General features: G+C 69.1%; 4 protein-coding genes. 2 read left to right on the top strand and 2 right to left on the bottom strand.

Annotation, left to right across the window (positions count from 1 at the left end; genetic code table 11):
- Nucleotides 1-58: 58 nt before the first annotated feature.
- Complete coding sequence (locus tag ACTWJ5_RS17625) at nt 59-391, top strand: hypothetical protein (protein WP_009622277.1); 333 nt, start codon at nt 59-61, stop codon at nt 389-391.
- A 396-nt stretch (nt 392-787) separates the two neighbouring features.
- On the opposite strand, the gene lapD is transcribed toward ACTWJ5_RS17625, so the two are convergent.
- Nucleotides 788-2,740 (bottom strand): cyclic di-GMP receptor LapD, encoded by a 1,953-nt coding sequence (gene lapD, locus ACTWJ5_RS17630; protein WP_444436210.1) that lies wholly within the window; start codon nt 2,738-2,740, stop codon nt 788-790.
- A 10-nt stretch (nt 2,741-2,750) separates the two neighbouring features.
- Complete coding sequence (gene lapG, locus ACTWJ5_RS17635; protein ID WP_135499930.1) at nt 2,751-3,452, bottom strand: cysteine protease LapG; 702 nt, start codon at nt 3,450-3,452, stop codon at nt 2,751-2,753.
- Between the two features lie 443 nt (nt 3,453-3,895).
- Here lapG and ACTWJ5_RS17640 point away from each other — a divergent pair, with 443 nt between their 5' ends.
- Nucleotides 3,896-15,217, top strand: coding sequence for a VCBS domain-containing protein (locus ACTWJ5_RS17640; protein ID WP_444436211.1), 11,322 nt, complete (start codon nt 3,896-3,898; stop codon nt 15,215-15,217).
- The last annotated feature ends 29 nt before the right edge of the window (nt 15,218-15,246 follow it).

The following is a 15,246-nucleotide window of genomic DNA, read 5'->3' on the forward strand; positions in this document are numbered from 1 at the left end:
CTGGCGGCGCCCTACGGGGTGCCGCCAGATATCCCGAACACCTGATGGAGACAAGGCGATGCCTTACATCCAGCGTGACGCCGAAGGCCGGCTGATACGCGTCGAAAGCGCCGCCTTCGCCGGCATGAGCGGCAGCCTGGCCGACGACGACGAGGAAGTGCACGCCTGGCGCGAGGCCGAATACAGCCTGCGCCAGCTGCAACGCAGCGACCTGGAGATGATCCGGGTGCTGGAGGACCTGATCTCGGTGTTGATGGCCAAGGGCGTGATCCGCATCACTGACCTGCCCGAGGCGGCGCGCTCCAAGCTGCTCAGCCGCACCCAGGCGCGTGAGGCGCTGGGTGGTCTGCATCGGTTGATCGACGAGGAGGAGGATGGGGGGTTGATCTGACATCGCGAACAGCGCTTGCGCCGGCCCGAAGGGGAATGACCCAGTGACCTTCATGTCGCCTGGTCTCCTGAGCGGGTTTCGCTCGGTCTTCTGAAGAAACGTTCCGATGCGTGCGGATATTTCTGCGTAGGTTCCAGGAAGCACGACTTTTCGTAGGATGGCGTTGAGCGAAGCGATACCCATCAGCGCAACCGCATGGGTTTCGCAAGCTCAACCCATCCTACGAAGAGCACCTCGGCACAAGACAGTTGCTCCTACGGCTCCAGGAAGCGCGGGCGTAGGAGCGGACTTTGTCCGCGATTGGACTCACCGGCCACGCCGGACACCCCGGTGACACGAACACCCGACTGTAGGAGCGCGCCCTGCGCGCGAATCGCGGGCTGGGCCCGCTCGTCGCTAACCCCGCCCCCACGGCCGTGGCGCGCCGAACAGTTGCCCCTGCGCCCCTTCGATGCCCATCCCGCGCAGCACGCGGAATTCCGCTTCGGTCTCGACGCGTTCGGCGATCAGCGGCAGGTCGATGCTGTGCGCCGCGTGCTGCATGGCCTCGATGAACAGGCGCTTGTCGTTCTCCACGTCGATGGCGCGGATGTGGCTGCCGTCGATCTTCAGGTAGGCCAGGCCCAGGCGCGCCAGGTTGCCGATCATGCTGAAGCGCCCGCCGAAGTGCTGCAGCGCCAGGCCGTAGCCCAGCTCGCGCAGGCGGCGAGTCAGTGCCTCCAACGCCGCCTGGTCGGGCAACTGGTCTTCTTCCAGTTCCAGCACTAGGCGGCCGCCGTACTGCGGGTGCTGGCGCAGGCGTTCGAAGGCCCGGGCCAGGGCGCGTTCGTCGCGCAGCAGCGCGCCCGAGAGGTTCAGCGCCAGCACCTGGTCGTGGCCGGCCAGGTGCGCCAGTGTCAGGTCGAGCATCAGCAGGTCCAGCTGCGCCGACCAGCCGAAGCGCTCCAGCCAGGGCAGGAAGCGGCCCGCCGCGAGGCTGCCGCCTTGCCCGTCCGGCAGGCGCGAGAGCACCTTGTGGTGCAGCACCAGCTCCGTGTCCTCGCAGGCCACCACCGGCTGGAAGTACAACTCGAAGCGCTTCTCGCGCAGCGCCCGCTCCAGCAGTTGGTGCCAGCTGTGGCGCGCGTCGGCCACCGGCGCCGCCTCGCTGTCCAGCCGTGCCCAGGCACTGTGCTGCTGGCGCTCGGCCTGGGCCAGTGCCTCGTCGGCGCGCAGCATCAGGCTGGCCGGCGCCTCGCCGGGGTGGAACGGCACCAGGCCGAAGGCCGCTACCCGCGGCTGGTCGCTGGCGCCGGTGCTGGCCAGGCTGGCGAGCATGCCTTCCAGGCGCGTGGCCAGTTGCTCGGCTTCTTCCTCCAGCAGCCCGGGGGCCAGCAGGGCGAACTCGCCGCCGCGGGTGCGCGCCAGGGTGCGCCCGGCGCCCAGGCCCTGGCTGGCGCGCTGCAGTTGTTCGGCTACCGCCTTGAGCAAGGCGTCGGTGTGCTGGGCGCCGAGGCGCAGGTTGAGGCCGGCGAGGTCGAGCACCCGCAGCAACAGCAGGTAGCCGCTGCTGACCTGCTCCTCGGCGCTCAGCCGCGCCTGCAGCTGCAGGTCGAAGAAGCGCCGGTTGCCCAGCCCGGTCAGGCTGTCCTGGTAGGCCTCGTCGCGCAGCCGCTCGCTGCGTTCGGCCTGTTCCTGGAACAGTGCCTTGAGCTTCTCCACCATCTGGTTCATCGCCTGCACCACGCGGCGCAGCTCCGGGGTGCGCGGCAGCTCCGGCAGGCTGAGGAATTCGCGGCGGGCGATAGCGTGGGATTGCGCCACCATGTAGTCCAGCGGGCGCAGCTGGCGGCGCAGCAGCCAGGCGCCGAGCAGCGCGCTGGCCACCCCGCACAGCAGCAGCCAGCCGAGGCTGCCCAGGGCGCTCTGCCAGAGCCTGGCGATGGCGAACATCGGGTGGCTCACCACCTCCACCCGCGCCGCCTGGGTCCAGCCGCGGCTGACCACGGCGTCGCCGCCGGCGGACGGCAGGCCGATCAGCGAAACGAACCACTGCGGCGCGCCCGAGGCCACCGCGTCCGGTACGCCCTGGCGCTCCACCAGCACCTTGCCGGTGGCCAGGTCGACCACGCGGATGCGCTCGAAGTAGCCGCTGTCGAAGATCGAGCTGACCATCAGCTCGACCATCGCCGGGTCGTCGATGTTCGGGGTGAGCGACAGCCCCAGCGCCGTCGCGGCGTCCTGGGCGTGGGAGCGCAACTGGTTGACGTACTGCTCGCGGGAGCTTTCCAGGCCGACCATGAAGCTGCCGCCGAAGGCCACCACCAGGAACAGGCAGATGGCGATCAGGAGTTGTTTGAACAGGGACATCTCGACTCCGCTACTCGCGCGAGGGGAACCCCTCGGCCTCCATTTTCCGCAACAGGTCCTGCCAGCGCGACAGCCGCTTGCTGTCGCCCACCTGCTTGCCTCCGCCGCCGTCGGCCAGCCACAGCCCTTCGCCGTTGAAGGCGTACACCGGCTGCAGGTCGTCGCGCTGCGAGGCCGGCAGGATGCTGCCGATCAGGTTGTCCAGCACCAGCGGCACCGCTTCGGGCCGCGGGTAGTAGGTCAGCACCATGTGCGCCTGGTTCAGGCGCAGCGCCTTGACGTAGGTGATGCGCAATTTCTGCGCCGGCACCCCGAGGTGGCGCAGGCTGACGTACTTGGCGATGGCGAAGTCCTCGCAATCGCCGGCCCCCTTGAGCAGGGCCTCCACCGGCGTGGCCCAGTAGTCCACCTGGTGCCACAGGCCGAGGTCGTCGGTGAAACGCAGCTGGCGATTGAAGAAGTCGTTGACCGCCCGCAGCTGCTCCTGCTCGTCGGCGCCCGCCTCGTCGGCCAGCACCCGCTGCCAGGCCTCGATGCGCGCGCGCCCTGCCCCCAGCGGGCCATACAGCGCCTCGGCGCGGCGGGCGATCAGGGTGAAATCCCAGTCCGCCTCCAGCCACCCGGGGAACCATGCAAAGGTAGCGGTCACGACCACGGCGGCCAGCCACGGCAACCTCCGCCGCGGGCCCCCCATTCGCCCGTTCGACAACATCGTCACTTCCTGCCAGCGGACCATCCGGCGCCCCACGGGGGCCGGCGCCGCATGGTGCGGGCTGGCGCTGGAAAAGGCAATGGCAATATGAAATCACCAAGGCATCACAGCGGGTTTTCCCGCCTGCCCGCCCAGCGTTGTTTTCGTCTTCGAAGCCGGTTGTCACAAAATGAATACATCCGGGCCATGGCTGTTTCCAGAGCGCGGCTGCACAGCAGGAAAAGGCGTTCTAGAGCGTCTGAGGAATCATGACCATTGGGTCATGAAATACTGCCGGGAGCATTAATTCGTACGGTGCATATACCTCAGAAACTTCCTTAAGAAATTGATGTAACAAAACTGAGCAAATTCACGATTCCTGGCTAGGCTAATGGCCAGAGAAAGCTCGCGTTAGAAGTCCGGGCGTTGTTTTTCGATCGCTGATTTCTGATGTGGGTATTCGTATGGAAATGTCGAAACCAAGCCGTCCGATCGCTGCATTCCGCCCCCGCAGCCAGGCCTTGGCACTGGAACCCAGAATCCTCTTCGACGGCGCCGCCGCCTCCGCCGCCGACCAGCAGCACCACGCCACCGACCACGCCGACCAGGCCGACGCCAGCCACACCCCCAGCACCCCGGACGCCGCCGCGGCCAAGGCCCCGGGCCAGCCGCGCACCCTGGTGGTGCTGGACAGCCGCGTGGAGAACCGCGAGCAGTTGACCGCCAACCTCGCCGCCAACGTCACCACCCTGGTGGTGGATGCCGGCCAGGACGCCCTGGCGGCGATCAGCGCGGCGCTGGCGCAGCTGGGCAAGGTCGACTCGATCCAGATCTTCTCCCACGGCGCCTCCGGCCAGTTCACCCTGGGCAACCAGACCTTCACCGCGGCCAACCTCGACCAGTTCGGCAGCACCCTGAACAACTGGCGCGGCGAACTCGACGCCGGCGCCGACATCCAGCTCTACGGTTGCGCCGTGGGCGCCGGCAGCGCCGGCCAGGCCCTGGTCGACCGCCTGGCGCAATGGACCGGCGCCGACGTCGGCGCCTCCAGCAACGCCACGGGCGCCAGCGCCGCCGGCGGCGACTGGAACCTGGAGGTGCGCCACGGCGACCTCGACAAGAGCATCGCCCTGTCCGCCAGCACCCTCGACCATTTCCAGGGCCTGCTGGCCGACGCCGCGCCGACGGTGAGCATCAGCATGCCCGACAGCGACGTGCTGATCGGCGGCCAGTTCACCTTCACCGTCGACCTGAACAACGCCTCCAGTCAGGTCGGCTACGCGCCCTACGTCGACCTGTTCCTGCCGGCCACCGGCAAGGACGGCGACGACGGCATCAGCTTCGTCAGCGCCACCTACCTGGGCCAGACGGTGAAGAGCTACGTCATCACCTTCGACGCCAACGGCAACGCCACCCACCCGCTGGCCAAGGGCCCCGACGGCAACCCGCTGGTGATCACCGCCGCCAGCGTCGGCATGCGCCCGGGCGACCAGATGGTGGTGCTGCAGGTGCCCTACGCCAGCGTGTCCCAGGACCAGCCGACCATCTCCCTGCAGATCACCGCGAGCCTGAGCAACCTGGCCGACACCAGCCTCACCGGCGGCAACCCGGACCTGACCATCGGCGCCCGCGGCGGCTTCGAGTACGGCAACGACTCGCTGAACAACCCCACGGTCGACCCCAGCCTGGTGGAAGCCACGCTGCACCCGCTGGTGATCCACCCGACCCTCGTCGACCTCACCCAGAACCTCGACATGACCGAGGGCGAGACCGCCACCGGCCCCAACTTCACCCACAACCAGACGGTCACCGTCACCCCGGCCAGCGGCCAGACCCTGCACAACGTGGTGGTCACCCAGAACGTGCCGGGCGACGTCCAGGTCACCGCCATCACCCCCGGCGCCGGCGGCACCCTGACCTCCATCACCCTGCGCGACGGCAGCGTGCTGACCGACCCGACGGCGATAGCCGCGGCCATCGCCAACGACAATATCTTCATCACTGCCTACAGCATCACCTACGCGACCCTGAGCGCGCCGGCCACCTCCACCGTGACCTTCTACGTGCCCGAGGTGGGCGCCGACGGCAATGCCGTGCTCGACCCCGCCACCGGCAACGCGGTCAACATCGACTTCGGCGCCCCCAGCGCCACCGGCCAGTGGACGCCGCTGGACCCGCGCGACCTGACGCCGCCGGAAACCGACGTGGACTTCAGCGCCACCGGCGACGGCACCGGCGGCGAGTTCGTCGCCAAGTCCATCACCCTGTACAAGCAGGCGGTGCTGCAGACCGACGTCGGCACCGCCGGCCTGAGCCCGGGCGACACCCTGCGCTACGTGCTCAACGTGGCCCTGTCGGACTACTTCGCCTTCGGCGAGAACATCCTCCAGGAAGGCCAGTTCACCATCACCGACACCCTCGCCGACGGCCAGACGCTGACCGGCCCGCTGACCATGACGCTCAGCCAGAACGGCGCCAGCGGCACCATCAACCTGCTCTACACCGCCACCGCCAACGCCGACGGCACCACCAGCATCGTCATCGACATCGGCGAGTCGCTGCGCCAGGCCTCGGAACTGCTCGGCGCGCTGTTCGGCGACCTGGCCTTCGACAATGTGCAGACCGCCGCCACCACCGCGGTGATCAGCTACAACGCCTTCATCGACCAGGCCTACACCTCCAGCTACCCGCAGAGCGAGATCAACGAAGGCGACAGCTTCGGCAACGACGCCACCGTCACCGCCACCGTACTCGAAGACGTGATCAACCTCGGCGGCATCCAGAGCGACGGCTCCAGCACCAGCAGCAGCATCGCCACCAGCCAGGTGGATATCGACATCGTCCAGGTCAACGGCGGCACCCCGCCGGCTTCCGGCGAACTGCGCCCGGGCGACCTGGTGACCTTCCAGCTGTCCTACGACCTGCTCACCGGCGACTACGAGAACTTCAAGCTCACCGCCTACCTGCCGCTGCCGCTGCTGGACGTCAGCGCCCTGGGCAACCTGGTCCAGGGCAACGGCGTCAACCAGTGGAACTTCGGCGCCGGCGACAGCGACCCGACGCGGGCGGTCACGGTGTCCGTCGGCCCCGGCAACTCGATCGTGTTCGACTTCGGCGACTACGAGATCAGCCAGACCGCCGGCGGGCGCATCGTCGTCACCTTCACCCTGCGCGTCGGCGACCAGCCCTTCGCCGACCAGCGTTCCCTGGACGTGCTCGCGCAGTCCAGCCAGACCACCACCATCGACCAGACGCCGCTGATCTCCTCGGACGTCGAGGAAGTGGTGTCCATCGCCGAGCCGGTGCTGGACATCAAGCACGGCGTGGTCTCCAGCAGCAACGGCACGGTCACCGGCACCAGCGGCACCTGGACCGCGCCGGGCACCGGCGGCAAGCCCTTCAGCGGCAACGTCACCGACCTTGCGGCGATCGATGGCGACGTCAGCGGCATCGACGCCGGCGACACCCTGCGCCTGGCCACCGCCATCGAGAACAGCGGCGGCGGCGGCGCCTTCGACGTGGTCACCAGCATCACCCTGCCGCCGGACCTGGCCTTCGTCGGCGGCAGCCTGGCCGCGGCCAACCTGCAGATCTACCGCGGCGACGGCACCCTGCTGCAGCTGAACGTGGACTACAGCGTCTCCGGCAACACCATCACCTTCCTCGACGCCGGCGCCGTGGCCTCGCTGCTGCCGGGGCGCTCCGGCACCGCCGCCGACAACAGCGGGCAGAACATCGTCGTCATCACCTACGACGTCACCGTCAACACCGCGGTGGCCGCCAGCCGCACCCTGCAGAGCACCGCGAGCCTGTCCCACTACGCCAGCGTCGAGGGCGGCAGCGACTTCCTCCCCGGCGCCGACCTCACCGAACTGGCCAACCAGCAGGTCGCCGCCCCGGTGATCAGCAAGGTCTTCGCCGGCGGCAGCCTGGACGACGGCGACTCCAGCGCCGCCCACACCACCGGCAGCAACCTGGTGGTCGGCGAGAGCATGCTCTACGACATAGTCGTGCGCCTGCCCGAAGGCAGCACCGGCAACCTCAGCATCGACGACCTGATCCCGCCGGGCATGCGCCTGGACACCAGCTTCAACGGCGGCCAGGGCTACCAACTGATCCTCACCGCCGCCGGCAGCGGCGGCAGCCTGGCCCAGGACTTCGCCGGCAACGTGGTGATCAGCGGCGTCGCCGGCGTCGGCGGCACCCTGGGCGCCGACGGCGTCGACGCGCGCTTCAGCTTCAGCGCCTTCGCCACCAGCGCGGACAACAACACCGGCAACAACACCTTCGTCATCCGCGTGCAACTGGTGGTCAGCAACGTCATCGGCAACCAGGCCAACAAGTCGCTGCAGAACAGCGCCAACCTGCACTACCAGGACCCCGACGGCGACACGCCCAACGGCGCCACGCCGCTGGACCGCCAGGTCAACCTCAGCGGCGGCGCGCCGACCATCACGGTGCGCGAACCCACCCTGCAGATCACCCAGACCGTCGACACCGTCCCCGACTTCGTCGGCTTCGAGGAAGGCGACGTGGTGGACTTCACCATCACCCTGCGCAACGGCAACGGCGCCAACGATTACGCCGCCTTCGACATCAGCCTGCTGGACACCCTGCCCAGCGAGCTGGACGGCGTGACCATCACCGGCGTCATCTACTCCGGCGCCACCAACAACGGCGGCGTCGACTTCGTCATCCAGGGCGGCCAACTGGTCACCGCCAGCGGCGCCAACATCGACATCGCCAAGGGCGGCAGCATCGTCCTGCACCTGCGCGGCACGGTGAACGCCAGCGCCGCCGGCCAGGCGGTGTTCAACAACGTCGCCCAGGTGCAGTGGACCAGCCTCGACGGCGCCAACGCCGGCGAGCGCAGCGGCGCCGACGGCGTGCTCGACGGCGGCAGCCTGAACGACTACCGGCTCGACTCCATCCTGCCCTTCCCGGTCAGCAACGGCATCCGCATCTCCCGCGTCGGCGGCGTGCAGGACACCCCGCCGGCCACCAACGGCAGCGGCGCCACGGACACCTCCGGGCTCAGCGAGAACGTCGTGGTGGGCGAAGTGATCCGCTACCGCGTGGTGGTGCTGGTGCCCGCCGGCGACAACCCCGACTACCAGATCCGCATCGAGCTGGCCGCCGGGCTGGAGCTGATTCCCGCCGACCTGAACAACATCCTCATCGCCCTGGTGTCGAGCAACCTCGACGGCCTGTCCAGCGACCGCAGCCTGGTCAGCAGCGGCAGCGTCTGGATGCAGGGCAACCAGAACAGCGCCGTGGCCCAGGCGATCAACGCCGACCTCAGCGGCGTGGTGCCCAGCGGCGTGTTCGACGGCAACCCCGGCAACCTGAGCATCGTCACCAACCCCGACGGCACCCAGACGGTGACCTTCAACCTGGGCAACCTGACCAACACCGAAATCAACGACAACGACATCGAAGGCGTGGTGCTGGAGTTCAACGTGCGCGTCACCAACGTGGCCAGCAACCAGAGCAGCGCCGCCCTCGGCGTGCAGGCCTTCGAGCACGTGGGCCTGCCGGGCCAGGACGTCGACCGCGGCACCAGCGAGATCATCTTCGAACGCGTGGTGGAGCCCGGCTTCAGCGGCCTGGACAAGCAGGTCATCGACATCCAGCCGGGCGTAGGCACCACCGCTACCACGGTATCGGTGAGCTTCACCCAGAACGGCGAGATACCGGCCTACAACGTGCACCTGCAGGACCAGTTCCCCAACGGCAGCAACTACCAGGTGCAGAGCATCCTGATCAACGGCGCGGCGCTGGACCTGGCGAACCTGCCGGCGGGCGTCAGCGTCAGCGCCAACGGCGCCATCTCCGTCGACTTCGAGCGCCTGGCGGTGGGCGACAAGGTGCAGGTGATCTACACCGTCACCGTGCCCAACACCGTGGTCGCGGACGATGCGTCCAGCGCGGCGGTGCTGACCTGGACCAGCCTGCCGACCAGCTTCGAGACCGGCGGCTGGGGCGGCTCGCTGCCCGGCGCCGCCGGCAGCGGCGACGGCGAGCGCACCGGCCAGGACGGCACGGCCGGGCTGAACAACTACGTGCTCAGCGAAGGAGCCGGCCTGGGCCTGGTGCAAGGCACCCTGTGGGACGACACCCCGTCGGCGGACAACAGCACCACGCCCGACGGCACCGGCTTCGCCGGGCTGACCGTGCAACTGACCTGGGCCGGCGCCGACGGCATCTTCGGCAACGGCGACGACCGCGTGTTCAGCACCCTCACCGACGCCAGCGGCCACTACGAGTTCGCCCTGCTGCCGGCCGGCAACTACCTGATCGTGGTGCCGCAGAGCGTCCAGCTCAGCGCCAGCAACCGCTTCCACGTGCGCATCGACACCGACACCGGCACCAGCGCCAGCGGCCTGGGCAACGTCAGCATCGCCCTGGGCGAAGGCGCCAGCGGCACCGCCGACGCCGGCTACGTGCACATCAACGAGGCGCCGATCAACACCATCGCCGGCCAGCACGGCCAGGAAGACACGGTGCTGCACCTGACCGGGCTGGCCGTGGCCGACTCCGACGCCGGCAACGGCATCCTGAGCATCACCCTCAGCGTGCAGCACGGCGTGCTCTGGCAGAGCGCCACCGCGCCGGGGCCGAACGATACGCCGCCCGGCGGCGCCAGCGGCAGCCTGGTGCTCACCGGCACCCTGCAGCAGCTGAACATCCTGCTGTCGCAGGTCTATTACAAGGGCAACCAGGACTTCAACACCTTCCGCGACCGCGAAACCCTGACCATGCTCACCAACGACCAGGGCAACTTCGGCGACGCGAACAACGACGGCATCCCCGGGCAGAACCCGCAGGACGCCCTGAGCGACACCGACCAGGTGCAGATCATCATCGACCCGGTCAACGACGCGCCCATCGCCAACCCCGACACGGCCAGCGCCGTCGAGGCCGGCGGCACCAACAACGAGAATCCCGGCACCAACCCCAGCGGCAACGTGCTGAGCAACGACACCGACGTCGACGTCGCCACCAACAACGATGTCCTGCGGGTGCTCAGCGCCGGGCTGCAGGGCCAAGCCGAGGCCGGGGTGCCGCCGAACAGCTTCCGCATCGTCGAGGGGGCCTATGGCGGGCTGGTCATCTCCAGCACCGGCGGCTTCACCTACATCGTCGACAACGACAACCCCACCGTGCAGGCCCTGCGGCTCAACGGCAACACCCTGACGGAAGTCTTCACCTACACCATCACCGACCTGGCCGGCGCCACCAGCACTGCGACCCTCACCATCACCATCCACGGCGCCAACGACTCCCCGGTGGGCGTCAACGACGAAGCCACCGCGGTGGAAGCCGGCGGAGTGAACAACGGCACCCCGGGGGTGGATCCCAGCGGCAACGTGCTGGACAACGACACCGACGTCGACCAGAACGGCGAGACCAGGACCGTCACCGGCATCCGCAACCTGCGCGAATCGGCCTCCGGCGGCATCACCAACGTCGTCGACGGCACCCCGACGGTCATCACCGGCACCTACGGCACCCTGACCATCAACGCCGACGGCAGCTACACCTACGTGGTCAACAACGACAACACCGCGGTGCAGCGCCTGGTGGTCGGCGACCGACTGTTCGAATACTTCACCTACCGCGTCACCGACGCCGGCGGCCTGAACGACCTGGCCGAGCTGCGCATCACCATCGAGGGCGCCCACGACAACCCGGTGGCCAGCGACGACCAGGCCGTGGCCCAGGCCGCCGCCACCAACGACCCCTCGCTGGAAAGCAACCCCAGCGGCAACGTCATCCTCTTCCCCAGCCGTCCGGGGCCGATCACCCAGCCCGGCGGCAACGGCGTGGACACCGACGTCGACCGCATCGACCGGCCCAGCAGCAACCTGCACGTGACCGGCATCAGCTCGGCCACCGAACTGTCCGCCCCCGGCATGACCGCAGTGGCCGCCGGCAGCACCTCCGGCAGCAACGGCACCGTGATCCAGGCCACCTACGCCGAGCAGAACGGCGCGCAGGTCACCGACCCGGACTCCTTCGGCGCCCTGACCATCGGCGCCGACGGCTCCTTCACCTTCGACGTCAACAGCGACAACGCGACCATCCAGGGCCTGGCCGCCGGGCAGACCATCCAGGTCATCTACACCTACGAGATCACCGACACCGAGGGCCTCACCGACCGCGCCCAGCTGGTCATCACCATCCGCGGGGTGAACGACCCGCCGGTGGCCCAGGTGGTGGTGGCCACCGCCGTGGAAAAAGGCGGGGTGAACAACGCAAGCCCGGGCAGCGACCCCAACGGCGACATCACCACCCTGGCCTTCGACCCGGACGGCGACCCGATCACCGTGGACACGGTCAACGGCACGCCGCTGTCTGATAGCGGTCCCACGGTCATCGTCGGCACCTACGGCACCCTGACCATCAACGTCGACGGCACCTACAGCTATGCGCTGGACAACGCCAACCCGGACGTCGAGGCGCTGCGGCTGGACACCGACCGCCTGTTCGAAGGCTTCACCTACACCCTCACCGACGGCAGGGACGGCTTCTCCGACCCGTCCTTCCTGCTGATCGTCATCCACGGCCAGAACGACAATCCGGTGGCCCTCGACGACAGCGCCGCCGCGGTGGAAGCCGGCGGCATCAACAACAACCAGCCGGGCGTCGACCCCACCGGCAACGTGCTGGTCAACGACAGCGACGTCGACTCCCCCGGCAACGGCGAGACCACCACCGTCAGCGCCGTGCGCACCGGCGCCGAGGGCGGCAGCGGCAGCGCCGGCAGCCTCAGCGTGGAACTGCGCGGCCAGTACGGCTGGCTGACGCTCAACGCCGACGGCAGCTACCGCTACCGCCTGGACAACAGCGACCCGCGGGTGCAGGCCCTGCGCAGCAGCGCCGACCAACTAGTCGACACCTTCACCTACACGGTGATCGACACCGCCCTGGCCACCGACCAGGCTACCCTCAGCATCACCATCAGCGGCGCCAACGACACCCCGGTGGCGCAGAACGACAGCGCCACCGCCATCGAGGCCGGCGGCCTGAACAACGGCACGTCCGGCAGCAACCCCACCGGCAACGTGCTCGGCAACGACAGCGACGTGGACGCCGGCGACGTGCTCAGCGTGGCCGGCTTCCGCCAGGGTTCCAGCATCGGCAGCGTGGGCAGCGCCTTCACCGCCACCTACGGCACCCTGACGCTGAACGCCGACGGCAGCTTCAGCTACGTGCTGGACAACGCCAACCCGCTGGTGCAGGCCCTGCGCACCGCCGGCGACACCCTGCAGGAAACCTTCACCTACACCCTGCGCGACCTGGCCGGCGCCACCACCACCGCCACCCTGACCATCACCATCCAGGGCCGCAACGACAACCCGCTGGCGGTCGACGACGGCACCGAGGCCGTCGAGGCCGGCGGGGTGAACAACGGCACCCCGGGCGTGAACCCCAGCGGCAACGTACTGACCAACGATACCGACGTGGACGCCGGCGACAGCAAGACGGTCGACGGCATCCGCACCGGCACCGAGGCCGCCGGCGGCACCTTCACCACTGTCAGCGGCAGCCAGGTGATCAGCGGCCAGTACGGCACGCTGACCATCGGCGCCAACGGCGCCTTCAGCTACGTGCTGAACAACCAGGATGCCCGGGTGCAGGCGCTGAAGGCCGGCGAGACGCTGGTCGAGACCTTCAGCTACCGCATGCACGACACCGCCGGCGCCAGCGACATCGCCCAGCTCACCCTGACCATCCGCGGCGCCTACGACACCCCGGTGGCCAACGACGACCTGGACCTGGCCCTGGCGGCGAAACCGGACATCAGCGACGGCTTCGACCCCAGCGGCAACGTGCTGGACAACGACACCGACGTCGACGCCGGCGACAGCAAGAACGTCAGCGGCATCCGCAGCGGCCAGGAAAGCGCCGGCGGCACCCTGGTGGCGGTGAGCCCAGGCACCAGCAATGCCAACGGCACCATCATCGACGGCCTCTACGGGCAACTGATCATCGGCGCCGACGGCACCTACACCTACCACGTCGACAACGGCAACCCCATCGTCCAGCAGCTGGGCCTGCTGGAAACCCTCAGCGACTACTTCACCTACGAAGTCCGCGACGGCGGCGGCCTGGTGGACCTGGCCCAGCTGCACATCGTGGTGTTCGGCCTCAACTCGCCGCCCGTGGCCAACCCCGACGGCGCCGACGCCACCGAGGCCGGCGGCCTGAACAACAACGTGCCGGGCGTCGACCCCGGCGGCAACGTGCTGGACAACGACACCGACCTGGAAAACAACCCGCTGACCGTCACCGAAATCCGCACCGGCACCGACACCAGCACCCCGCCCGACGGCGTGGTCGGCACGCCGCTGCAGGGCCGCTACGGCACCCTGACGCTCAACGCCGACGGCAGCTGGAGCTACCGCGTGGACAACGCCAACCCCGAGGTGCAGGCTCTGCGCACCGCGGGCCAGACGCTGACCGACGTGTTCACCTACACCATCGCGGACACCTGGTTCTTCACCAGCAGCACCCAGCTGGTCATCGTCATCCACGGCGCCAACGACACCCCCATCGCCCACGACGACGCCGCCATCGCCGTGGAGGCCGGCGGGGTGAACAACGCCACCCCGGGCGTGAACCCCACCGGCAACGTGCTGGACAACGACACCGACGTCGACAGCCTGGCCAACGGCGAGACGCGCCAGGTGCTCCGGGTGAGCAGCGAGACCGGCGCCGTGGCCGCGGCCGGCAGCGTGCTGCAGGGCCGCTACGGCACCCTGGTGATCAACGCCGACGGCAGCTATCGCTACGAGGTGAACAACGCGGACCCGGTGGTGCAGGCCCTGCGCACCGCCGGCGAGACCCTGCGCGAAGTCTTCACCTACCGCATGCGCGACACCGCCGGCGCCACCTCCGATGCGCGCCTGACCGTGACCATCCAGGGCGCCGACGACAACCCGGTGGCGCGCAACGACAGCAACACCGCCAGCGACCAGGTGGTCGCGCCCCAGGCCAGCGGCAACGTGCTGCCCAACGACAGCGACGTCGACGGCGGCGACCGCCTGACCGTGGTCGGTGTGCGCGTCGGCGCGGAAAACGCCAGCGGCGCGGCCGGCAGCGTCGGCCAGGTGCTGGCCGGGCGCTACGGCTTCCTCACCCTCAACGCCGACGGCAGCTACACCTACAGCATCGACCAGACCAACCCCGAGGTGCTCGCCGCCGCCGGCCTGGGCCGGGTGCTGCAGGACGTCTTCACCTACACCGTCGCCGACCTCGCCGGCGCCACCGACCAGGCCGAGCTGACCATCACCCTGGAGATCGCCTCGCCCTACATCCAGCCGCCGGCCGGCCCCTACTTCGGCCAGCGCCCCGGCGACGGCCAGCGCAATGCCCCCGGCCTGGGCCTGGAGCCGGCGATCTTCGTGCTGCCGGAAGTCGAGAGCATCGAGCAGCGCCTCATGCAATCCATGTGGCACGTGGACGGCAACCGCGCAGACCTGTTCCTCACCCCCGAGGTCGAGGCGGACTCGATCGGCGCGGGCCTGGGCCTGGTGCCCGGCCAGTACGTGGCCCAGGCGGTGGCCGAGAGCCGCGAGGCCAGCGAACGGGAAAGGGCCTGGATCGACGGCCGCCACGGCCGCGCCAACCTCAGCGCCGATGGCCTGCTCAGCGAACCCTCGCTCTGGGCGCCGCGCGCCAGCGACCTGGTGCCGGCCGCCGAGAAGCCCGCGCAGACCGCCCGCGGCTTCCGCCAACAGCTCCGCGATGCCGCGCAACGCAGGGGGAGCGCGAATTGAATCGGGATCGACAGAAAAGAACACGCATG

Source organism: Pseudomonas sp. A6 (assembly GCF_052367875.1).
Lineage (GTDB): Bacteria > Pseudomonadota > Gammaproteobacteria > Pseudomonadales > Pseudomonadaceae > Pseudomonas > Pseudomonas citronellolis.

Excerpts from the sequence above, each read along its gene's own strand:
- lapD (WP_444436210.1), bottom strand. The coding sequence starts at position 2,740 with ATGTCCCTGTTCAAACAACTCCTGATCGCCATCTGCCTGTTCCTGGTG.
- ACTWJ5_RS17640 (WP_444436211.1), top strand. The coding sequence starts at position 3,896 with ATGGAAATGTCGAAACCAAGCCGTCCGATCGCTGCATTCCGCCCCCGC.
- lapG (WP_135499930.1), bottom strand. The coding sequence starts at position 3,452 with ATGTTGTCGAACGGGCGAATGGGGGGCCCGCGGCGGAGGTTGCCGTGG.
- ACTWJ5_RS17625 (WP_009622277.1), top strand. The coding sequence starts at position 59 with ATGCCTTACATCCAGCGTGACGCCGAAGGCCGGCTGATACGCGTCGAA.